The sequence below is a fragment of the Dinghuibacter sp. genome (genome assembly GCF_035492835.1).
Classification (GTDB): Bacteria; Bacteroidota; Bacteroidia; order Chitinophagales; family Chitinophagaceae; genus Dinghuibacter.
Genome location: NZ_DATJIY010000194.1, coordinates 1 through 20,803 on the forward strand (window position 1 = coordinate 1; position 20,803 = coordinate 20,803).

Below are 20,803 nucleotides of genomic sequence, written 5' to 3' on the forward strand. Positions count from 1 at the left end.
GTCAGCCGCAAGCCCTCCGCAAAGACCGACAGCAGCTCGACATAGGAGACGTTATAGTGCGCCGCCATTTCCCCCAGCGTCTGCCGGACAAAGGCGCGGCGGTTGAATTGCCCGGCCATATCCCGGAGCAAAAAGGTAAGGATGAGCAGCCAAACCTCCCGCGCAAACCCCGCGGTCTCCCCGTAGGCCCAACGCGTCTCTTGTTGTACGCGCACGAGCGTCTGGTGATAGCCGCCGATAAAAATACCTTCACCCGGGACGATCAGCTCGACGGTGGCGCGCAGCGCCGGGTCGGGAAACTGGTAAGCGAGCCGGCGGCGTACGCGCGCCAGCTGCCCCGCTTGTAACAACAACGGTCGCAACTGCCCGGGCAGCTCCGCACACAACCGTTCCAGCAATGCCTGGGGCGCATCCGCCGCTTGTTGGCTGGCCCACCACGGGAGCGCGCCTTCCAGCAGGAAGTGCTCGAGCGTCTCCAACGGCCGCACCGGAAAAACAGCGGCAGCAGCCGAAGCGGGAGCGTCCACCGGCCCCATCCGCTCGAAGAGCGCCCGCACGAGCGCCTCGCGAAACCGCTCCGGGAAATCCCGCTCGAGCAGCGCGGCATCGATGACGCCCAGGTCGAGCGACAGCGTGTCAAAACGGAAGTCGCGCCCCAACGGGACGCGCGACGCAAAAACGTCCTCCAGGATGGGCACCGCGGCGGCGGTAAAGAGCCGGCTGCAGCGTCCCTGCAGCGCGAAAGCCTTTTCGCGCAGCGGATAGTCTATATCCCAAACGAACCGTTGGATGACAAAGCTCATAGGGAAGAAGATTGATTGCCCAACAAAAAGCTAAGGATGCGCTCCGCCCATTGCAGCCGCTCGGTCTCGCTACCGCCCACGCGGAGGGTTTCGGCCCAGCGGCCGTAGAGCTGTTCGAAGACGGTCATGCGCTTGATGCCTGCCCAGATGAAACGGAGGCGGATGTGCGCGGGCGTATGTACGCGGAAAACGGCTTCGACGAAATCCTTGAAGTTCGGGTCCTGGAAGCGTGCGGGCCACGCGGGGAGGACGACCGTCATCGTAAAGTTGAAGAAGGGTTCGTCGAGGAGCTGGTCGCCGGGGCCGCGGACGAGCATATTGAACCGCGGAAAGGACTGCACCCGGCGGTTGATGAATTGAGACAGCGTCTGGCAGATTTCGTTGTAGGACGCGTCGGCTTGTTGCTTGTCCTGGGGGCGGAGCGTGCCGGGGTCGACGAGCCAGCCGGAGCTCTTGTATTGGTCGAGGAGCATCCGGCACTGGCCGCTCCAGTCGGCGAGACCCTGCGCGGAGGGTTTGGAGGTACGCGCGGCGTCCAGGAGCGTCGAGATGATCCCGGCGCGGTCGTTGAAGGTCGTCCATTGCAGGTGCTGGAGGAGTACGCGTTGATCCATGTCGTAAAAACGGAAGCCATACGAAAGGCTGTCGAGCGCCGGGCGCAGCAGGATGTGCTCGACGACGTGAAAGCCTTCGGAGTCGATGTTGATCTGCTGGAGGGTCCGTACCATCCCTTGTATCGCCTTCTGGGCCGACGCGGTGGTATCGAAGTGGCCAAGGACCTGGCCCGACGGAACGAAGTGTAGGTCATAGCCGCCGCCCGCGGACGGAATGACGCTATAGCTGCCGGCTTCGAGACCCGTGCGGAAAAAATCCATTTTCTGCCCGGTGACGCGGAGCCCGCGGCCAGTGTCAGCGCCAACGCGAGAGCCAGCGCCACCCCCGGCTTCAGACAAAAGCTGCCGCACCGGCGCGGAAAGATCATGCACGCGGTTCCCGCGGATCGCCAGCAAATCCGCGACCTTCTCCCCCAAACCGGAGGAAAGCCCCCCCTCCTGCCCGAGGTAGTCGAACCCCCGGTTCCGGTCGCGCCCCGACACCGCGATGTTCTGCAAGAGACGCGCCTTCCACGTCAGCGCGTCCTCGGCGGAGGCCCCATAGAGCGCCGCTGCCTGTTGCACCGGGTACAGGCTCACCGTCTCGTTGAACCGCGCCAGCAGGTGATCCAGGATTTTGTGCTTCCGCGCTTTTTGTTGTTCGGGGCTTTCGGTATAGCCGTCGAGCACCGCGGAGTATCCGGCGGGGTCGACCAGCAGCGTTCGGATGCCGGGCACGCCGGTCAGCGGTTGTGACGCGTGCGTACCGCCCAGGGCCGAAGGCGAAAAAAAAGTACGGAGGCTCCCCAGCTGCGCCAGGTAATTCGCCAGCACCTGCTCGAAGAAGAGCAGGTATGCCTTGAGCTGTTTGATCTGCCCCTTCTCCGCCGGAGACGTATCGGAACGGAATCGTTCCTCGACCAGGCCGTACAGCGTGGGGAAGAGATACTGCACCGAAACGTATTCGGCGAGGTTGCGATAAGTGCCGCTAAGCAACTCCGATGACACAGAGGACCCGCCCAAAGCGGCCTGTCTTGCCGACTGCTTCCGCACCGTATGATAATCATTGAAGATGGCCTCGGTTATGGGCACCGCGTACCCGTCCCGGAATAGATGGATGGGCGAGTCGGTCCGGTTGTCTTTAAACAAGAAGAAGGTATCTAAAGGGACGTCATCCAAGGTATTGACATAGATGCTCCGCACGTACGTCACGCCCTCCACGTCCGAGATCGCCTTGATCAGATCGGAAGGGTCGATCGTGCGCAGGCGCTCCGACAACGCGTCGTCGGGTAGGAAGCCGTGCGCCAGCAGGGGCCCTGCGTACATCTCCTCGACCGTATACCCGGCCGCCCGCATCATCTCTTCTGAGTAGAACGGGAGCGGCGGGCAAAAGGCCGCCGACAAAGCGCTGTATATATTCGACAGCACCTCTTCGGGGGTGACGCCGGCGGTCACCTCGACGTCGGCTTTGACGGTCACGCCGACGGGCTTGAGCACCACGATGGGGTCCGAGATGTCCTCGCACACGTTGCGGTGCGCCACAAAACACCGGCGGACCCGCTCGGAAAGGGCTGCCACGAACGACGGCGACGACAGGACCTGCGGCGCCAGCTCCTTGTGCACCTGGACGGTGCAGCGGTACAGCCCCTGCAGGCTTTCGGTGACGCCGTTGCAGGCGAGCGGCTCCAGCCAGACGTTGTACACTTCCTCCAGCTGGTCGATGATGAGCTTGCGGTAGTCGAGGGCGGTTACGGGATTGGATACCAGTATCTCTGATTTGGAAAAAAATGTATTGTCCCCGGGTTGTACGCGCCCGTCGGGACCGGCGAGGATATCGGTTATGGGAAAATCGGTGCGGTAGGATAGGTCGGTCAGGGCATAACACAGCGCCTCCAGGATGGTGACACCCGGGTCGTGCAGGTTGTAGTCCGTCCACGTAGTGCCCGTCAGGGCCTGGACGAGGGCGACGCCTTCCTGCCGGAGCGCGGCGAAATCCGGTCTATTCATCGGGTTTGGTGGAATAAAAATAGGCCGAAGGCATGCCTACCTCCTCATCGTCCCAAAGACGGGTGATGGCGTAGTAGATGCGGGTATTTTCGCCGAAGTTGTTGTTCGTGCGGAGCTCGAGACGGAAATTGTGGGTCGAGCCCGTCCAGCGCAGCGACAACTTGTTCCAGAAAAAACCATAGTGCGCCGACGTCTTGCGGATCTTGCTCCGGGAACGGCCGTAGGCGCTGAGCGCGATGGCATGGAGGATGGCGAACTTCCCCGATCCCCTTTTGCCTGCCCGGGCGACGACCTCGAATGCCTGGCAGTTGTCGAGCCCTTCGACGATGGGGTACCAACGGCCGTCCGCGGGAACATAGCGCAAGCCGGGACCCGGGTCAGGCGCGGCGAATGGTTCGGGAGAAGGCTTGAAGGTGCCGATGCGGCCTTCCATCCCGACCCAGCCGGCCACGTCGAGCTTATTGGTGGCGCGGGCGCCGATGCCGAGCTTACCTCCGGACTGGAAGAAAAAATACGCGTCATCCGAGTCCGGCGCGGCCGATCGGATCTTGATCCCCGTATCGCTCATGTCCTTGTCTATATAAAAGATCGGCGTCAACTCGTCGATGCCCTGGTAAAACGTCACCAGGCGGGGGCACGTCTGGGGCGAGCTCAGGTGAAGGCCGTTGACGTCGTCTTTGGCGAAGCCATCGTCCTCCTTGTTGACCATGGAGTCGATCAGGTCCTCGAAACTGGTTTCCGAAGGGATGGTTCCGTTCCGGAAAAGCTTTTTCAACTCGGCCCTGCCATGGCTCTTTATATCCTTTGTGTTCATATGGAAAAAAGTTTCATATGGAAAATGGGTTCATATGGAAAATTCGAGATCGAAATATTCGTCATCAGGGTCCGTCATCCGATCCGATTCGGGCGGCGTCGGCCGGGGCGACGTATCCCCCACGATCAACAGCTCCCGCCCCAGCACGAAGTCGCCGATGCCGGACCGGCGGCCGTCCTGGTAGCCCGGCTCGTCGAGCACCGTGATGAGGTGCTGGTCCGACGGGATGAGGATGGCTTCGCGCACGGACCCGCTGATCCGGTCGGTGGGGGTGCGGAAGGTATCGGTGCAGTCAGCGCGCATCTCCCCGGTGATGGGGTCCTTGACTTCGTAAAAGTGGATCAGCGTAAAGGCGTTCACCTCGGCTATATAGGGGCGTTTTTTTATAAACGCCATGATCTCCGACAGGTACAGCGTGGCGCCGATCTGGCTGGCCGCCTCTTCTTCGTACAGCCAGGGACAGATATGCTGTTTGAGGTCCTCGTGCAGCTGCTTGAGGAAGGAGCCGCGGTCCGCGTAACCCGGGACGCCGTTTTGCGCGAAGCGCACGGAACACCGCACCTTTATCCGCTCGTACACGGGGTTGCCGACCTCCACCTGGACAAAGGGGGAAAGGACGCCGGCCAGCGCCGCCTTGATCGCTACGAGGGTGGCCAGGCTGGCCTTTGGCTGGTCCGATGTCCCTACGGGGCCGGGCGCCGGGATGACGACGACCTGGAGATTGACGCCGGGGTATACGCCGGGGTTGCCCGGTCCGGCGCCAAAGCAACGGACCACGGACAGGGAAGGGAAGCGCTGCAAGACCAGCTGCTCTATATCGGGCGCGGTCAGGGGGCGCTCCTTATGACGGAGCCGCTCGCTGACGCGGGTATAGTATTGGCTGTCGGTTTCCACGGGTTGGCCGCCAAAGGACGGGAATACCTGGAAGAGCTGCTGGATGCCCCTTACCTTTTGCGCGAATTCGGTGATGGAACCGGGCGCCAGCTGGAAACCCCTTTCCAGCGGCGGCGTGGCCGGCGACAGGACGCGTTGCGCCAGGACCGCCTGGGTATAGACCGCGATGACCCTGGAACGGACGTCCGCCCGGCCGGTCACCGACACGCGGAGCCACGTAAGTCCCGACGGCAGGATGTGGTGGCGCGTATTTATATCGTTTGGTATCCTTATTTTAATGAGCCCGGAATTGATAAAGCGGTTGGTCGTGTCCGTGAGCACGTACATGCCCGGGAAGGGTACCCACGTGTTGTCCCTGAGGTAGCTCCAGATGGGGGTTTCGGTGGTGTGCAGGGTGTGGTGGAACGTGCTTTCCTCCAGCTGGAAAAGGAGGGTGACTTCCCCCTCCTTGGGCAGGCCCGACAGCCCGATGTGCAGGTTGCCCGCGTGCTCGATGACCGGGATGAACGACAGCGCCGGCTCCTCCCGGCTGGGATAGACGCGACGGTGGCCAAAGGGGAGCAGCTGGATGACCTCCAGGCCCCCGCTGTATTCCCTAAAGGCTTCCGCGTATTCCAAGGTATAATCGACCGAGATCGACTTGACCTTGGGGGTGTAGGGCGGGTTGGGCAGGGGTTGCTTGTGCCGGGGGTGCCTGACGTTGAACTGGATGACGTCCGGGAAGATGCGTGGGTAGAGCGCGTGACCGAAGGCGTCCGGCGGACCGGTGAGCTCCAGGCGCAACGTGCCCATCCGGAAAAAGGCGGAGGCGCTCGCCTGGTCTTTGTCCAGGAAGGGCGCGCCCGTGATGTCCAGGCGTTTGACGTCTATCCCGTCGAGCACGGTGGTGTCCTGCAGGATGCAACCGTTAACGTTGTCCACCGCGAACAGCGGCAACGTCTGACGCTGACCCGCGGCCGGCCGGCACTGCCCGTCGGACAAGGCGCCGAGGCTCACCCGGAAGTCGCCCGTCCGGACGTTGGTCCCGTATTCTTTGTAATAATCCGTGAAGCCGTCCTCGTTTTTGGGAAGCTCCAGCCATTCCAGCGAGACGGAGACCCCGGTCGTGTACCGGTTAAAGACGTTGGTGTTTCGGATATCCAGGTAGCTGCCCATGAAGGGTAGGGGGCCGAACGGCTGGAAAGGGCTTTGCGCGCTCAGGTTTCCGTTGGCGTTTTGCAGCTGTACGTTCCGGAAACCCGTGACGCTTGCCCGCAGCTGGATACGCTCCATGACCAGGCCCTTGAAGAACGAATAGGCGTTGTGTGAATTTTCCGGGTTGATCAGCAGCCGCAGCAGCGGGTGCGTGGCGGCATAGTTTTCGCCGTGCACCAATGCGTTATAACAAGCCGCGGCCGGCGATTCAGGGCTCACGCGCAACAGCAACGTCAACGAGTCCTCCCCCAATTGCACCACATAGTCGTCGATAGGCGCCCAACCGGCCGCAAAAGTATAGTGGATAACCCACGCGTGCGTCATTACCTCGCTCAGCACGGCCTCCCGGCTTTTACCCGCTGCCGCGGCAAATGTGGAGAGGTAGTCCTCGAGGGAGCCATACGAGGCCGCCTCGAAATAAAACGTGAGTTGTATCTCCCGGCGTCCTTCCGTCAGGAAAAACAACGGCGACCCCAGCGCCAGGCCCAGCCGGGCGTCGTCCATCGTCCGCTGGTCCTCGCCGAGCTCCGCCTGACCCTCGCCAAAAACCGGCCAGTTGGGCGCCTTAACCACGCTCTTCAGGAATTGCGCGGGCGTGGGCGTCGGATAGGAGGCCTGGTAGACCTGGTTGTTGCTCAGCAGGACCGAGCCGTTCTCGTCCAGGAACACCGGTCTCTCCGATACGAACAGGGTCTTGAGCGAAGCCACGACCGCCTTGTTGACGACCAGGTCCTCGGTCAGCCGGTAGGGGATGGGGTCCTTGATCCCGGGGACCTTTGCGAGCAACCGCGTGTCCGCGGTCAGCGGCACCCTCGCTATATTCAGATCGGTTTCGAAAACGAGGTGCACCTTGTCCGGAACCTCCGGAAGAAAGCCGATACCGAGCACCCGGTGGTAGTAACAGTCGAGGTGCTCCCGGGTCAACCCGTTGATCTGCGCGCGGAGGTGACGGAAGAGGTGCAGGAAGGTGATCAGCAACCCCAGGTGGGGCGTATACGTGCCCTGCAGGACGGGATTCTGTTTGAGGTACCGCACCGCCGACTCGCGGAGCAGGTTAAACTGCGTGAGGATATCCGTAAACTGGGTATGCAGCGCGGCGAGCGTCTCTTCCCGGGGCTTTCCCCGGAGCGCTTCGACGATTTCCACCCGGTTCCCGGTAAGGAACTGCGCCATATTGCCCAGCCCCACGTCGGAGGGCTGACCGCCCAGGGCCTTCGATACCTCGTCCAGCCGCGCGGCGCTGTCCGACACCATCGATACCATCGACTGGAAGACGCCCTCGGCTCCGCCTTCGGTTTCCGCGGTCTGGAAAGACTTCATCAGGTTCTCGTATACCGTCCCCAGTTCGAGCACGGGCATTTTGGAAAAGATGATGCTCCAGAGGTGCGGGTCCCGGAGGAAAAAGGGTTCCCAGTTACCCGCGGGTTTGTCGTCGAAGCCATAGAGGACGAACTCCCTGGAAAGGTTCCCCACCAGGATCAGCCAGTCCCCCAGGTCGCGCTCTTCGATGGAAAGGTTGTATGGTATCAGGGAGGGTTTTAACCGCTCCCGCTGGCTGAGGCTACTCGTCATACGTGACCCTCCCCGGTTTATAGGCCGCGGACAGGTTGGTGCCCTCCGTGAAATAGAAGGGGTAGACCATGTTGTGCCGCGTATTGGTGACGACGATGGAATAGTCGATGCGGATACGGAGGAGCCCTGCCTCCTCGCGGAGCTCCAGCACGTCGGCGCCCAGGAAGTTGACCCGGGGCTCGAAGTCGAGGAGAGCGTTATAGACCAGGTGGTTCAGCTCGGTGACCAGGCGTGCGTCCACGGTCTCGAACACCAGCCGTCTCAGGTTGCACCCAAAGGTGGGTTGCATGACGCGTTCCCCGGGGATAGTCCCCAGGATGATGCGGATGCTTTCTTCGATGTCCACCTGGTCGGAGACCATGCGGACCTCCTGTACGAGCGGGTCGAAACAGACCGGGAAGCTCCAGCCGGTCCCTAAAAAAGAAAGTTTGTTCGTTGCCATGGTCGCTTAGTTGATCATCACGATCCCGCCTTTTACGGTCGTCTGGGCGGACGCGGAGAGCTCCGCGGTGGCGTTGCCCTTGGCGCTGAAGCCCACGTTGGCCGTGTGGTTTACATTCATGCCGCTGACCGCCACGTCCTGCGTGGCGTTGATGGTGACCTTACCCGTGGCGTTGAGCTCGATATTGCCCGTCGCCTTGAGCTGGAGGTCGCTCTTCGAATCCAGGACGATGCCGGAGGAAGATAGCGTCAGCGTGTTCCCGTTCTTGTCCTTGACCGTCACCGACCCGGCCTTGTCGTCCAGCGTGATCGAGCTGCCTCCCGGCGTGGCCAGGGTCATGATGGTATTCTGGTCGTCAAAGCTCATCTTGAGCTTGCTTTTGGTGACCAGGGTCTTGATATAGTTGTTATTGTCGGATGCCGTTTGGGGCGGCGCCTTGGTGCTGCTATAGAGGGACCCCAGGACCACCGGGAACCGGGGGTCGGTTTCCAGGAAACCCAGCACGACCTCGTCCCCGATCTCGGGTAGGAAGACCGAGCCCGACCCCGACGTCCCATAGAGGTTGGAAACCCGCGCCCATACGCCTTCCTGGGTCTGGGCTTTGGAGGGCATGGTGACCAGGATGCGGTACTCCGAGTCGGGGTCCTCGTATATCTTTTTGACCGTCCCCACCTGCAGGCCCTGTATGGGGGGGACCTGTCCGCCGGCGGGCGCGGGCGCGAACTTGGCCTTGTCGGTGATAGAATTGTCCTCCAGCCCCAGCTTCAGGGTCGTGGTCCAGTTGCCCTGGTCGAAACTATGTTTTACCGAGGAGACGAAAATGTTCCCGTTGTATTTCGTGGACAGGCCGCCGGTCTCGATCATATCCCCGGGCTGTATCTGCGCGTTGCCGATAAAGCTCACCGTGCCGCGGAGCGCGCTCAGGCGTATCCGCAGCAACCGGCCGTCGGCCCAGGACTGGAGCTCATCCTTGGTCAGGGCGGTGTTGGATTTGAGGATGAAGGGCTCCGTCTGCAGGGGTTTGGAGTTGGAGATGGCGGTGGCCAGCGGGCCGACGAGGGATGGTTCCGTCGCGTCGACCGACAGGAGCTCCTGGTTCTTGATGTCCCACGCCTGGGCCGTTGCGGTGGTGGGTTGTTTTTCGGTATGCGTCTCGGCCTGGAAGGAAATGACCGAAACCCCCATCGCCACGCCCAACACCGGGCTGGCGGACAGGTTCGGCTTGGACACGGTCACCTTGTCCGGTTGCAGCGTCACGATCATCCCGTTGAATTCCGCGCGGGCCAGCAGGAAGTCCCAGTCGGACGTGCCTTCTCCCTTCGGCAGATAGGGGGAAGCGGTGCTGGTCGCGTCCACCGCGCTCGACAGACCGGCCGAGCAGTCCGAAATGAGCGACTCCAGGATGGTGGAATCCGTCTTGTTGTAAAAATCCTTGGCGCCAAGGTCGTTGGTCATCTCCACCGCGGCGTGCTTGCAGGAGATATCCTGTTGGAACGAGCCATCCGCCGTCTTTTCCAGTTTCTCCCGGATCATGACACCCTTGAAGACCGTGGCGGTGGCCGACGGCTGGTTCCCGTAACCCGCCTTGATCTCCACGCTCTGACCCGAGGTGAAGGGATCGTCCACGGTGGGCTCGCCCTCGTCCCCATCCTTTGGCTTGTAGAGGATGGTGATCTGCGCCGTCGACAATTTATTAATCTCGTGTATGATTTCGATCTTGTGGACGGGCAGGTCCTGCAAGGGCGATCCGCCCACGTTGATATACACGAGCAGCGTGGGGTCCTTGATCTGGTTGGGGGAGGGTGCGGTCACGGGGTCGGTTTGTTGGTTAACGGAGGAAAATACAGCTCATCCCCGGGCCGGATGGCCGAGAAGTGGCTGAGGTTATTGGCCCGGGCCACCACCGGGTAGTAGGCGCTGTCGCCGTAGATCTGGTAGGACAGCAGCGGGAGGGTGTCCCCGGCCCGGACGACGCGGACGTGCGTGAGGTCGGGGGAGCTGGACTGCGCGATCTTCAGCTTCGTCTGGAAGTCGATGTTCTCTTTGAACTTCAGCGACACGGTCGCCCGGAGCCCAAAGCCTTCCGGCGTAAACAGGGTGTACTTGACGGACATGGAGTCGCAGACCCCGGTGAATTTCAGGTTGCCCCAGGTGACCTTGAGGTAGTTGGGGCGGTGATAGGTGCCCTGGTAGGAATAGACCGTTTTCTTGAGGGTATCGATGTAGTCATCCACGTTGCCGATCCCCGAAGGCAACGGCACCAGGCCGGTGCCATCCACCACCAGGTCGAGGCTCAGGCTGGTGTCCGACATCCCCTGGAATATCTGCGTGACGGCGTTGTTGAGCTTCTCTTCGGAGCCCTTGTATTTGACCCCGAAAGACATCTGGTAGGTTTCGGGGTTGATCGACGCCTCGATCGAGTCCCCGGTGGGTTGGGTACACTGGGGGTCCGCGCAGGCCTCTATCTTGAGTTTGATCAGGCTCATCGTTCATTGAGTTTTTCCAGCTGCCGCAATACCTCGGCCACGCACTCCCGGATGAGGGCGCGTTTCAGGTCTTCCATCAGCTTGGGGTCCTCGGTCGCCGCGGGGGGCCGTCCCCCTTCGGTCACCGTCACCTTGACCACGAGCTCTCTGATCTCCAGTGCCATGGCGTGTCTAGGGGATTCGTTTAAAATAGTCGTAGCACAGCTCCACCGTCTCCAGCACGAGGGCGCCTTCCTGCGACTTGAAGGGCGACACCTGGTACGTCACCGGGTAGGCGTTGTTGAACTGCCAGCTCACCAGCGGCGTCGACTCCGCGTCCATCAGGATGACCGTGACGTTTTTGGGGGAAAACGCGAATTGCGCCGTGTCCTCCACCCACTGGAGAAGACCGGAGCCGGTCACCATTCCCCGTTTCAGGACAAGGTTCTCGAATTGGGGGCGGAGAGGCAACCGGTGTACGTACCGGTTCTCCCCGCCCTCCTTGATGTCTTCCTTCCCCAATTTTATATTCAGACCGCTGACTTCCTGGAAACTGCCTTCGTTCTTTCCCTGTACCTCGTCGATGTTGACCTGGAAGTAGAAGCCCGTGGGGGGATAAAAAATATCGTCCGGCACTACGAGCTCAATTTGAGACCTTCATGCGCGAGCTCCATCGTTTCCACCGCGACCTCGTTGGCGTCCGACTTCATATCGGTCACCGTGATCTTGGCGGGGAAAGCGTTGGTCAGCGTCCACGTCATCACTACCGCGTTGGTTTCGTCGAGCAGGCTGATCGTGATGGTGGCCCGCTTGAAGGTATTCATCTTGATGGCGTTGTAGTTCGTCCAAAGGTCCTTGTCGCCCTTGAACGTGCCCTTCTTCAGGGTGACGTTCCCGAACTTCTGTATGCCCGGCATCTTCACGGTGGAATAGACCTTGCTGTTCCCGCCGCGATACTCTATGACCTGTGTTTCGGAAGAAAGGCCGGTGACTTCCTGGAACACCAATTCTTTATCGTCCCATTTCACCTGGAACGAGAATTTTACTAGAGGCCATATCGTTTGCGATTGGCTTGAACCGTCATCTGGCATGATGTAGCGTTTTTAATGGTTTTAGGATTGTTGTTGTTGTTGCTGGAACGTGAGCTCGATGAATTCGGCCGGGTGCACGATGGCCAGCTTGATGGTGACACGCATGATGCCGTCGAGGATGTCGTTCGGCGTCATCGTGGCGCCCAGCCCGATCTGCACGTCAAAGGCCTGTTCGGGCACCGCGCCGGCGAGCGCGCCCTGTTTCCAGAGGTTGCTCAGGAAGTTGACCATCATCCCCTTGACCGTTACCCAGGTATTGGCGTCGTTGGGCTCGAAGACGTAGGTACGCGTGGCCAGCTTCAGGCTCTGCTCGATCATGATGAGCGTCCGGCGGACGTTGATGTAGCGGTAGTCCTGGCTGTTGCCTTCCAGGGTGCGCGCGCCCCAGACGAGGGTGCCGATACCGGGGAAGGGGCGGATGACGTTGATCGACTTCCCCGCCATGACGTCCACGTTCAGGCCTTCCTGCTCGGGGGCGGAGATGTTGAGGGTCGGCGCATCGACCAGGCTCAGGGACACGTTCGCGGGGGCTTTCCATACCCCACGGCTGTTGTCCACCAGGGTGTAGATACCGGCCATCGCGCCGCTGGGCGGAAGCTCGTTGAGCTTGCTGCGCACTTCCTTGATGATGGCCACATAGGTAGGGCTGGCGGCCGTCAGGGAATTGTGGTAGTTCGTCGCCGATACGTCGTCGGTTTTGTTGGCCGCCTTGAAGTTCGTGGCGATGGTCTGGGCGTTGGTTTCCGGGAGCAGCTTGGTCAGGTCGACGGAGGCGTCCAGGTTCCGGAAGTCGACCTCGGAGGGTTGGACGATAGACGTTTTGAGCCAGGGGTAGTAGGCCGCGCCATAGTTCAGGAAATTGGTGCCGATGTCGGTGCGGAATTCCAGGATGACGTCGTCCATTTTCTCCGTAAGACCCTGGGCGCGCACGTCGAAGATGCTCACCCGGCTTTGGACCGTGTCGCAGTGCATGAGGGCCTGGGTGTAGACGGCATACGCGTCCTTCCCCAGGGCGATGATGTCCGGCATGACCACCATCGTGGGTTCGAATTCCTTTTCCAGGATCGAAAACACGCTCACCGGGTTGTCTGTCGAACCGATAAAGTCGGACGCCTGGATGGTAAAGGTGTCCTTACCCGAATAGGTGCCGACGGAAAGGATGTAGCAATCGCCGCCGCCGTTGGCGTAGAACAGCCGGATGCTGTTGAACAGGTAAGCGACGTTGTCCTTGTTGAGGGTCACCGTTTTGGGCGCCCCGTTGACGAGGAAGGTCTCCGAAGGGGTTTTCGGATCGGGGTCCGCGATCGTGAACTTCGACCGGAAGGCGCCCCCGAACTGTTCCACGTATTCCGCGAAAGAGCTGACTTTGGTGGGCTTGTTGACCAGGGATTTCCCTGCCCAAACGGCTGTTTCCGTGTAGCCGATAAAGACCGGGACCGCCGTCTCCACCGCGACGGCGGAGCTGGGGAAGGCGGGAATCTCCTGGATATACACGCCTGGTGTTTTGTACGTTGTTGTTGGCATACTCGAGCGTTTATGAATTTTAGTAGAGTAAAATTTCGGCGGCAAAAGGCGAACCGGGCACGGCGCTGGATATAAACCGGATGTCCGGCGTCGGCAACATCCCCATCACCACCCGTCCCTGTTCGAGCAGCTGGAAGCGGCGCGTCGCCGGTTCCGTCAGCGCGATCGGATTTTTGGACGTGAACGTCAGCGCCGGCCGGGCGTTCCGGAGGGTAACCGTTTGCGGGCCCTCGAAGGCTTCCTTTGTCTGCGGATCGACGATCGAGGGGTTTTCCAGCTGTGCCAACGCTTCACCCACGAGTACGTATCGCCAGTAAGCGGAGCGCGTGGCAAAACGGTAGGCGTACTGCGTCGACAGGTCTTTGTCCAGCGTGAGCTCCAGGAGGCCGAACGGCGGAGGCGCGCCGTCGGTGGTTTCCTGGTGCAGTGTGGCGTTACCGGTTTCGTTCCAGTAACAAAAGGTATTCAGGGGTAAGTCGGTATAATTATAGAAGTATGGGTCCTGTAGCGTGACCGCAAAGAGCAGCGTCGACGGGTTCTCCAGCACCTGCGCGCGCGTCCGGGTCCGGCCCCGGAAGCTGGCGTCGAAGTAAAGCGTGAAACCGCCCGGGCGCGCCCTGAACAACAACCCCGCGTTTATCCGGTAAGGACTCACGCGGATGCCCCGGAAGGGCTGGTGCCCCCAGTACTCGTGGGCGAAGTCGACGTTTACCAGCGGGATGTAGGAACTTGTCTGCATGATGCAACTATTTATTCCGCTGCAACCCCCAAGCCCGCGATTTCGGGCCGGAATTCCCTCAGGGCGGATTCATCATAGGTCAGCATCCGGACCTTGTACAGGACCGACGGGATATATTTGGCGCCGAGCGTTCCCCAAAGGTTGTTGAGGCGCTCGGATGTGAGTGTTTCCATTTCGACGACCAGCTTGTGGATACCCTTGTCCAGCCGGGGCGTATTGACCCGGGTGAATACATTCTTCTGTTGGAGGAATCCGACGACGAAGGATAAAAAACGGAGCGCCTCCGGATAGTTCGTGCTGCCGAAATAGGCGGAGAACAACACGTAGAGGTTGATATTTATGTCCACGGACTTATTGGGGATGACCGGTTTTTTTACCGCGGTTTCCTTTTCCAGGTTGACGAGCGTCAGCAATACCTTGTTCTCCCCCTGTACCGCCATGGAGCCGTCGGGGTTGACCAGACCCGACAAGACGATCTTGTCCTCGGTGGCGGACAATTTCATTTTGAGGTAGTCGTTCATTTCGCTGGTCAGGCAAGTCAAAGCTTCATAGATCATGACAATACAATTTCGTTCCGACCAAGTATAAACACCTGGTCGGAATAGGTATAAAAGCGGGGTTTGTTATTTCTTAGGCATCCTAAGCTGCTAAAACCCTTTACTAGTAAGCATTATAGCGAATTGGAATAAAAACGATCAGCACAAGATTAGGTATTCTTTCGGAAATTTCAAAGCATATTCCTGGTCAAAAAAAGTATTTTAGCACTTCGATATGAAGTGCGTATTCGTCATCGCTATACTTCTGAGCTTTACTTTCTGCGTACACGCCGCGCCCGTCGTGAACGATAGCATTCCTGTGCAAAAGGAGGCGGGGTTGATCAAACGCGTGCTCCAGTTTTTCCAGTTCGCCAGGAACGCCCGCGCCAAACAGCAGAAGCTGATACAACAGGTCATCGCTTCCACGGGGTTGCAAAAGACGCTCGATTCCGTTCAGAAAACGCTCGCTGTCCAAAGCACGGGTAATGCGAGCATCGATTCGTTGCTAAGGGTGCTCGCGCACCGGGTCGATGACCTTGCCGCCAGCGAAAAGAAGGATTCCGCGGCCATACACGGGCCGCCCTCCAAACAGCCGTCCGCGCTCCCCGGCGACAGCGTCGACCTGGCGGAAGGCGGGGACTTTCAAAACCTCGTCGCCCAGCTCATGCCGATGCTCCAGCCGCCCAAACCCGTATCCCCGGAAGTGGCGGCGGATTTACTGATGAAACGCACCCTGCTGGCCAGGGGCGGCATGGAGCGCGACACGCTCAAGGTGAACGACTCGCTGTCCAGGACCTTTGTGCGCCGGATCGATCATTCGGCGCAGGTGACCTGGCTGTATCCATCGTGGTCGCAACCTGCGCTGCCCGAACAAACCTTTTCCATCATCAGCGGCGTAGATTACTATGGCGCCACGTTCCAGGGCGCCACCGGTTCGGTCGACTACCAACGCTGGTACACCGACCCGGTCCTGAGGCAGGCGGGTCGTGCGGGAGCGGATATCTACCTGACGCTTTATGCGAACAACGCCTCGGAGATAGCCGCGCTTTTTGCGCGCCCGGCGGTATCCGAGGCCAACCTGATCCGGAATATCCACGTGCTGCTCGACCGGCAGGGCGTCAAAGGATTGACGATCTATTTCCCGCAGCTCCCCGCCACCGCCGACGTATCCGCGCACCTGGTCGGATTCATGGACAGGCTGTCGGACAGCCTCCGGCTGGGCGCCGCCAACTACCGCGTCAACCTCGTTATTCCCCGGTCGGATGAACGGAACCAATACAAGCTGCCGTTGCTCCAGCAGGACGTCGACGAGTTCTTTATCGACTTCACCCAATCCCCCGGTGGCGGTCCGCTGGCGCCGCTGACCGGCGCCCGCGGCAAGGACCTCACCTCCTGCGTCAAAAGCTGGTTGACGGTTTCGGGTTTTTCCCCCGATCGTTTTGTCGTGATGCTGCCGTTCTTTGGCGTGACCTATCAGAAGACGTCTCCCCGGTACCTGGGCTACGAGCGCATCCGGTCGGTGTACGCCGCTCCCCCCGGTTTTGACCAGGTCACCCAGTGCGCGTATGTCGATTCACCCGGGCTGGCGCGCGTCTGGTTCGACGACGCCCAAACGCTGGGTCTCAAATACGACTTCATACGGCAAACCGGTCTGGCGGGCGTCGCGATCCGCTCCCTCGACAACGACATCGCCGACGCCGACCTGCAGGAGGTATTGATGACGAGCTTCCTGAGGGTCGACACCGTCTATGGCGCCGACATCCGCAAGGTCCGAAAGCCCGTCATCCCCTTTACCGGCTGGAAGTTCACGTGGCCCTACCTCACCGCCAAATACGAGCAATACGAATTCCTGTTTGCGTACCCCTGTCTCACCGACTTCCCCAAGGTCGTCCGCAAACGCTGGAGCCAGATGGGTATCACCGACCTCGACCGCAGCTCCGTCGAGGACGAGGCCACGCGCGCCTTTGCGTGTTTCACCATTTTCTGGCTGTTGTTGCTCGGCGCCTCCGTCTTCCTCTTCGCCTGGAAGATCCGCCGCGATCCCCGCTGGGTCTTCCGCCGCTACATGATGGCGCTGATGGTCGTCTTCGCCGTGCTGGTGACGATTTCCGGTTTTATGTTCCTGTACGTCACCAAGGCCGTCGGCGGGTTTGGCACTTCAGCGGATCCGCAGGACTGCTATGACTTTCCCCTTTCCACCTTGTTCGGGTTTATCGTGACGGGGCTCGTGATTGGAGGGGTGATTACGCGGTACCTGGTTTTTCCGCTGGTGAAAAAGGATCACATTCCCTGATCCCCGCCGCCTTTTACTGCGTCTTTAGCGGTACCCCGCCGCCTGCAGGTGGAACAGTTCCGCGTAGCGCCCGCTTTTCGCCAGCAATTCCTCGTGGCTCCCAATCTCGAGCAGCTGCCCGTTATCCAACACGAGGATACGGTCCGCCATGCGCACCGTGGAGAACCGGTGCGATATCAGCACCGCCGTTTTCCCGCGGGTGAGGTCGGCGAAACGCTGGAAGACCTCGTGCTCCGCGCGGGCGTCCAGCGCGGACGTCGGTTCGTCCAGGATGAGCAGCTGCGCATCGCGCATATAGGCGCGGGCCAGCGCAACCTTTTGCCATTCGCCGCCGGAGAGCTCGACGCCGTTGTTGAAGCGGCGCCCCAGCGGCTGGTCGTACCGGCCGGGGAGCTTTTCGACGAGCTCGCCGGCCAGGCTTTGGTGCGCGGCGCGTTCGACCCGTTCGGGGGAGTCCTGGTATTCGACGTTGCCCACGGCGATGTTCTTGAACAGGGACATCTGGTAGCGGAGGTAGTCCTGGAAAATGATCCCGATGTTGCGCCGGAGGTCGGTAAGGTCGTACTCTTTGAGATCGATGCCGTCGAGCAGGATGCGCCCCTCGGTCGGGTCGTAGAGGCGCGCCAGGAGCTTGACGAGCGTCGTTTTGCCGGCGCCGTTTTCGCCGACCAGCGCCAGTTTTTCGCCGGCGTGGAGGGTAAAGCTGAGGTGGCGGTTGGCCCACCGCTCGGAATAGCTGTAGCGGAACCCCACGTCCTCGAAGGTGAATCCGGTTTTGATCGGTCGCGGAAAAGGGAGCGGGTTCATGGCGGGTTGTATCCGGGGTTTGATCTGGAAGAAGTCGAACAGGTCGCTCAGGTAGATGGCGCCCTGCGACACGCTGGTAAAGCGCGTCAGGATACCGTCGAGGAGCGAGCGCAGCTGGCGGAACGAACCGGCCAGGAAGGTCAGGTCGCCGATGGAGAGGTGGCCCGTCAGCGTCCTCCCGATGATCCATACATAGGCGGCGTAATAACCGACGCTCCCGACCAGCGCAAACACCGTCCCCCAAACCGACCGCTGGGTCATCAGGCGTTTGTATTCGAGGTAGTACCGGTGGGACATGTCCCGGTAGATATTTATAAAAAAACCGGACAGATCGAACAACTTCACTTCCTTGGCGGTTTCGTCGCTGGCGCCCAGGTAGCGGATGTAATCCATCTCCCGCCGGCCCATCGTCTGCTCCCGCATCAGGAGGTAGGTCTTGTCGTTGAAATACGATTCCCCCAGGAAGGCGGGGATAACCGCCAGCAGAAGGAGCAGGATCAGCCAGACGTTGAAGGCCATCAGTCCCACCGCCAGGAACCCCATCGTGATGAAGTCCTGGAGCTGCATCATCACCTGCGACAACAGGATGGTACGCCCGGTCGTCTGCTGACGGGCGCGCTCCAGCTTGTCGTAGAACTCCGAGTCTTCGAACTGATCCAGGTCCAGCGTAGCGGCGTGCTGCATGATCAGGACCGTGGTGTGGTTGGCAAAGAGGTCCCCCAGCAGGCTGTCGAACAGGTTGGTCAGCCGGCCGAGCCCGTCCGAGGCGATCGCCAGCCCGAACTCCACGGCGACCAGCATCCATATCTTTTCCTGGGGCACCGACCCCGGGTGGCGGCTGGCCAGCACGACGAGGTCGATGATCAATTTACCGACATACAAAACGCTCACCGGTATGGCCGATCGGATGACGCGCAGACCGATATCCGCGACCGTCATCCACGGGCTCGTCTCCCAAACCAATTTCAGGAACGCGGGGAGGTTCCGCAGTGCCCTAAGCCGTTGTTTCCACGTAATCTGTTCTCCGGTCCCGGGGGGTGGGGGTCTTTTCATCACGGCAATTTACTTAATTTCGCCGCCTATGCGGCACATCCTCACCCTCATGGCCTTCTGCCTCCTGGCGCAGTCCCCGCGCGCGCAGGAATTCGGCCGGAACCTCCTGAAAACCAAAACCGGCGCGCTCATCGTCTACAACAGCACCAACCGCGGCTTCTCGATCCAGGTCCGGGCGGATAGCATCCGCTCGATCGCCGACAACGACTTCATGGAGCTCGACGGCACCCTTTTTCAAACGGCGCTGATCCCCATCCCGCTCGATCAGCCCATCGATACCCTCACGATGGCCCAGCAACGCGCCGTCCTGAAAGGCTACCTCACCTCCGAGCTCAAATACTTCCGCGACGACGCCCACATCGCTTATATCAACGTAAAGACGGCTTACGTCGCCCTCGGCGGCCACCTCTTCCTCCGCTGGTCCTTCGACGTCCTCCCCGCCACCGCCGCCACCGCCAAACCCGCCCACGGCCAAATCTATTATTCCACCGTCGCCTTCAACCAGGTCCTCGACCTCAATATCCCGCTGCTCCGCAAGGTCGACACCTTCGAGCGCTGCAACGCGATCCTCGCCCGCACGGCGCGAACGCTAAACCTGTCGCGCGGCCAGCCCATCGATCTCGACCTCAAATACCAGGAGCTGAACCAATAGGCGCGCCAGCCCTGCCGGCGGACCCCAGTTCCACACGCCGGCGGATTTTCGTAAATTTGCCCCACTATGGATTTCATCGACTACTATAAGATCCTCGGCCTCGACAAGAACGCCTCGCAGGACGATATAAAGAAGGCCTATAGGAAGCTGGCCAGGAAAAACCACCCTGACCTGAACCCCAACGATAAGGAAGCCAACAAGCGATTTCAGCAGATCAACGAGGCCAACGAAGTGTTGAGCGACCCGGAGAAGCGCAAGAAGTACGACCAGTACGGGAAGGACTGGGCGCACGCCGACCAGTTCGAGGAGGCGCGCCGGCAACAACGCCAGGGAGGCGGCGGATTCGGCGGTGGCGGATTTGGCGGTGGCGGCGCGCAGTTCGATCCGAACGATATGTTCGGGGGCGCCGGGGGTAGCGACTATTCCGACTTCTTCGAATCGCTTTTCGGAGGAGGGGGCGGCGGTGGCCGGCGCGGCGCGGGTAGTAGCGCGAAGTTCCGCGGCGGCGACTACCAGGCGGAATTACGCCTAAGCCTCGAAGAGGCCGCCACCACGCACAAACGGATCATTACGATAGACGGCAAGGACGTGCGGATCACCATACCCGCGGGGGTAGAGAACGGACAGGTCATCAAGCTGAAGGGGTATGGCGCGCCGGGGGTGAACGGGGGACCGAACGGGGACCTTTATTGCACCTTCGTGATCGCCGACGATCCCCGTTTCCAACGGGTCGGCAACGACCTCCAGTCGACGGTGCACATCGACCTGTACACGGCGGTGCTGGGGGGAGAGGTCACCGTGGACACCCTGACCGGCAAGGTCAAGCTGAAGGTACGGCCCGAGACCCAGAGCGGGAGCAAAACCCGTTTGAAGGGCAAGGGTTTTCCGGTATATAAAAAAGAAGGGGAGTCCGGCGACCTGTTCGTGACCTTCGAGGTGGACATTCCCACCGGGTTGAGCGAACAGGAGAAGGAACTGTTCCGTCAATTGGCTAACCTAAAAAAATAACCGTATGGAGCAACAAACATGGATTTCAGCGGATGTTTTTTGCACCCATTATCACGTGGAGCTCTCGCTGGTGCGGGCTATCGGCGAATACGGCCTCGTGGAGGTCGCTACCGAGGGCGACCAGGTCATGATCGCCATCGACCACCTGGCCGACCTGGAGCGCGTCCTCCGGCTTCACGATGACCTGGGCATCAACCTCGAGGGTATCGAAGCCATCAATTTCCTGCTGGAGCGCGTCCGCGAGCTCCAGGCCGAGAACCGGGAACTGCGCAAACGCTTGCGCGACCCAGGCGGCCCCGGGTCCCCCGACGCGTAA

Annotated in this window: 18 protein-coding genes; 4 read left to right on the top strand and 14 right to left on the bottom strand. The window is 60.6% G+C overall.

The features are described from left to right. From VL547_RS18500 to VL547_RS18560, 13 genes are all read right to left on the bottom strand, one after another. Window positions 1-803, bottom strand: an 803-nt coding sequence (locus tag VL547_RS18500; protein ID WP_325580661.1) for a contractile injection system tape measure protein, incomplete at its 3' end; no start/stop codon positions are given. After that, window positions 800-3,403 (bottom strand): hypothetical protein, encoded by a 2,604-nt coding sequence (locus tag VL547_RS18505; protein WP_325580663.1) that lies wholly within the window; start codon window positions 3,401-3,403, stop codon window positions 800-802. The genes VL547_RS18500 and VL547_RS18505, both read right to left, overlap by 4 nt. Then, complete coding sequence (locus VL547_RS18510; RefSeq protein ID WP_325580665.1) at window positions 3,396-4,217, bottom strand: hypothetical protein; 822 nt, start codon at window positions 4,215-4,217, stop codon at window positions 3,396-3,398. Before VL547_RS18510 ends, VL547_RS18505 begins: the two co-directional genes overlap by 8 nt. A 30-nt stretch (window positions 4,218-4,247) precedes the next feature. Continuing rightward, window positions 4,248-7,877, bottom strand: a complete 3,630-nt coding sequence (locus VL547_RS18515; RefSeq protein ID WP_325580667.1) for a hypothetical protein — start codon at window positions 7,875-7,877, stop codon at window positions 4,248-4,250. Beyond that, entirely contained in the window at window positions 7,867-8,319 is a 453-nt protein-coding gene (locus VL547_RS18520; protein ID WP_325580669.1) for a GPW/gp25 family protein, read from the bottom strand. Before VL547_RS18520 ends, VL547_RS18515 begins: the two co-directional genes overlap by 11 nt. Before the next feature lie 6 nt (window positions 8,320-8,325). Continuing rightward, window positions 8,326-10,131, bottom strand: a complete 1,806-nt coding sequence (gene vgrG, locus VL547_RS18525) for a type VI secretion system tip protein VgrG (protein WP_325580671.1) — start codon at window positions 10,129-10,131, stop codon at window positions 8,326-8,328. Continuing rightward, window positions 10,128-10,805: a hypothetical protein gene (locus VL547_RS18530; RefSeq protein ID WP_325580673.1), complete on the bottom strand. Its 678-nt coding sequence runs from the start codon at window positions 10,803-10,805 to the stop codon at window positions 10,128-10,130. The genes vgrG and VL547_RS18530 overlap by 4 nt, the downstream gene beginning before the upstream one ends. After that, on the bottom strand, window positions 10,802-10,969 hold the full coding sequence (locus VL547_RS18535) for a DUF5908 family protein (protein ID WP_325580675.1): 168 nt from the start codon (window positions 10,967-10,969) through the stop codon (window positions 10,802-10,804). The genes VL547_RS18530 and VL547_RS18535 overlap by 4 nt, the downstream gene beginning before the upstream one ends. A gap of 7 nt (window positions 10,970-10,976) precedes the next feature. Next, window positions 10,977-11,420, bottom strand: a complete 444-nt coding sequence (locus tag VL547_RS18540) for a phage tail protein (protein WP_325580677.1) — start codon at window positions 11,418-11,420, stop codon at window positions 10,977-10,979. Continuing rightward, the gene (locus VL547_RS18545; protein ID WP_325580679.1) at window positions 11,420-11,875 is read right to left on the bottom strand and encodes a phage tail protein; all 456 of its coding nucleotides are present in this window, start codon (window positions 11,873-11,875) and stop codon (window positions 11,420-11,422) included. The genes VL547_RS18540 and VL547_RS18545 overlap by 1 nt, the downstream gene beginning before the upstream one ends. 21 nt (window positions 11,876-11,896) lie before the next feature. Beyond that, the gene (locus tag VL547_RS18550; RefSeq protein WP_325580681.1) at window positions 11,897-13,399 is read right to left on the bottom strand and encodes a phage tail sheath family protein; all 1,503 of its coding nucleotides are present in this window, start codon (window positions 13,397-13,399) and stop codon (window positions 11,897-11,899) included. A gap of 19 nt (window positions 13,400-13,418) precedes the next feature. Continuing rightward, window positions 13,419-14,138, bottom strand: coding sequence for a hypothetical protein (locus VL547_RS18555; protein WP_325580684.1), 720 nt, complete (start codon window positions 14,136-14,138; stop codon window positions 13,419-13,421). 11 nt (window positions 14,139-14,149) lie between these two features. After that, window positions 14,150-14,695, bottom strand: a complete 546-nt coding sequence (locus tag VL547_RS18560; protein WP_325580686.1) for a DUF4255 domain-containing protein — start codon at window positions 14,693-14,695, stop codon at window positions 14,150-14,152. 214 nt (window positions 14,696-14,909) lie between these two features. On the opposite strand from VL547_RS18560, the gene VL547_RS18565 reads away from it, so the two are divergent. Then, entirely contained in the window at window positions 14,910-16,967 is a 2,058-nt protein-coding gene (locus VL547_RS18565; RefSeq protein ID WP_325580688.1) for a glycosyl hydrolase family 18 protein, read from the top strand. Between the two features lie 24 nt (window positions 16,968-16,991). On the opposite strand, the gene VL547_RS18570 is transcribed toward VL547_RS18565, so the two are convergent. Beyond that, window positions 16,992-18,827 carry an ABC transporter ATP-binding protein gene (locus VL547_RS18570; protein ID WP_325580690.1) on the bottom strand — a complete coding sequence of 612 codons (1,836 nt, stop codon included), beginning with the start codon at window positions 18,825-18,827 and terminating at the stop codon, window positions 16,992-16,994. Between the two features lie 28 nt (window positions 18,828-18,855). On the opposite strand from VL547_RS18570, the gene VL547_RS18575 reads away from it, so the two are divergent. The 3 genes from VL547_RS18575 (at window position 18,856) to VL547_RS18585 (ending at window position 20,803) form a co-directional block, all read left to right on the top strand. Beyond that, a complete protein-coding gene (locus VL547_RS18575) occupies window positions 18,856-19,479 on the top strand; it encodes a hypothetical protein (protein WP_325580692.1) in 624 nt (207 codons plus the stop codon). 66 nt (window positions 19,480-19,545) lie between these two features. After that, window positions 19,546-20,487, top strand: coding sequence for a DnaJ C-terminal domain-containing protein (locus tag VL547_RS18580; RefSeq protein WP_325580694.1), 942 nt, complete (start codon window positions 19,546-19,548; stop codon window positions 20,485-20,487). A gap of 4 nt (window positions 20,488-20,491) precedes the next feature. Beyond that, window positions 20,492-20,803, top strand: a complete 312-nt coding sequence (locus tag VL547_RS18585) for a chaperone modulator CbpM (RefSeq protein ID WP_325580696.1) — start codon at window positions 20,492-20,494, stop codon at window positions 20,801-20,803.

What these genes read in the sequence shown, in the direction of transcription:
- VL547_RS18505 (WP_325580663.1), bottom strand. Translation starts at nt 3,403, where the DNA reads ATGAATAGACCGGATTTCGCCGCGCTCCGGCAGGAAGGCGTCGCCCTC.
- VL547_RS18510 (WP_325580665.1), bottom strand. Translation starts at nt 4,217, where the DNA reads ATGAACACAAAGGATATAAAGAGCCATGGCAGGGCCGAGTTGAAAAAG.
- VL547_RS18515 (WP_325580667.1), bottom strand. Translation starts at nt 7,877, where the DNA reads ATGACGAGTAGCCTCAGCCAGCGGGAGCGGTTAAAACCCTCCCTGATA.
- VL547_RS18520 (WP_325580669.1), bottom strand. Translation starts at nt 8,319, where the DNA reads ATGGCAACGAACAAACTTTCTTTTTTAGGGACCGGCTGGAGCTTCCCG.
- VL547_RS18530 (WP_325580673.1), bottom strand. Translation starts at nt 10,805, where the DNA reads ATGAGCCTGATCAAACTCAAGATAGAGGCCTGCGCGGACCCCCAGTGT.
- VL547_RS18535 (WP_325580675.1), bottom strand. Translation starts at nt 10,969, where the DNA reads ATGGCACTGGAGATCAGAGAGCTCGTGGTCAAGGTGACGGTGACCGAA.
- VL547_RS18545 (WP_325580679.1), bottom strand. Translation starts at nt 11,875, where the DNA reads ATGCCAGATGACGGTTCAAGCCAATCGCAAACGATATGGCCTCTAGTA.
- VL547_RS18550 (WP_325580681.1), bottom strand. Translation starts at nt 13,399, where the DNA reads ATGCCAACAACAACGTACAAAACACCAGGCGTGTATATCCAGGAGATT.
- VL547_RS18555 (WP_325580684.1), bottom strand. Translation starts at nt 14,138, where the DNA reads ATGCAGACAAGTTCCTACATCCCGCTGGTAAACGTCGACTTCGCCCAC.
- VL547_RS18560 (WP_325580686.1), bottom strand. Translation starts at nt 14,695, where the DNA reads ATGATCTATGAAGCTTTGACTTGCCTGACCAGCGAAATGAACGACTAC.
- VL547_RS18565 (WP_325580688.1), top strand. Translation starts at nt 14,910, where the DNA reads ATGAAGTGCGTATTCGTCATCGCTATACTTCTGAGCTTTACTTTCTGC.
- VL547_RS18570 (WP_325580690.1), bottom strand. Translation starts at nt 18,827, where the DNA reads ATGAAAAGACCCCCACCCCCCGGGACCGGAGAACAGATTACGTGGAAA.
- VL547_RS18575 (WP_325580692.1), top strand. Translation starts at nt 18,856, where the DNA reads ATGCGGCACATCCTCACCCTCATGGCCTTCTGCCTCCTGGCGCAGTCC.
- VL547_RS18580 (WP_325580694.1), top strand. Translation starts at nt 19,546, where the DNA reads ATGGATTTCATCGACTACTATAAGATCCTCGGCCTCGACAAGAACGCC.
- VL547_RS18585 (WP_325580696.1), top strand. Translation starts at nt 20,492, where the DNA reads ATGGAGCAACAAACATGGATTTCAGCGGATGTTTTTTGCACCCATTAT.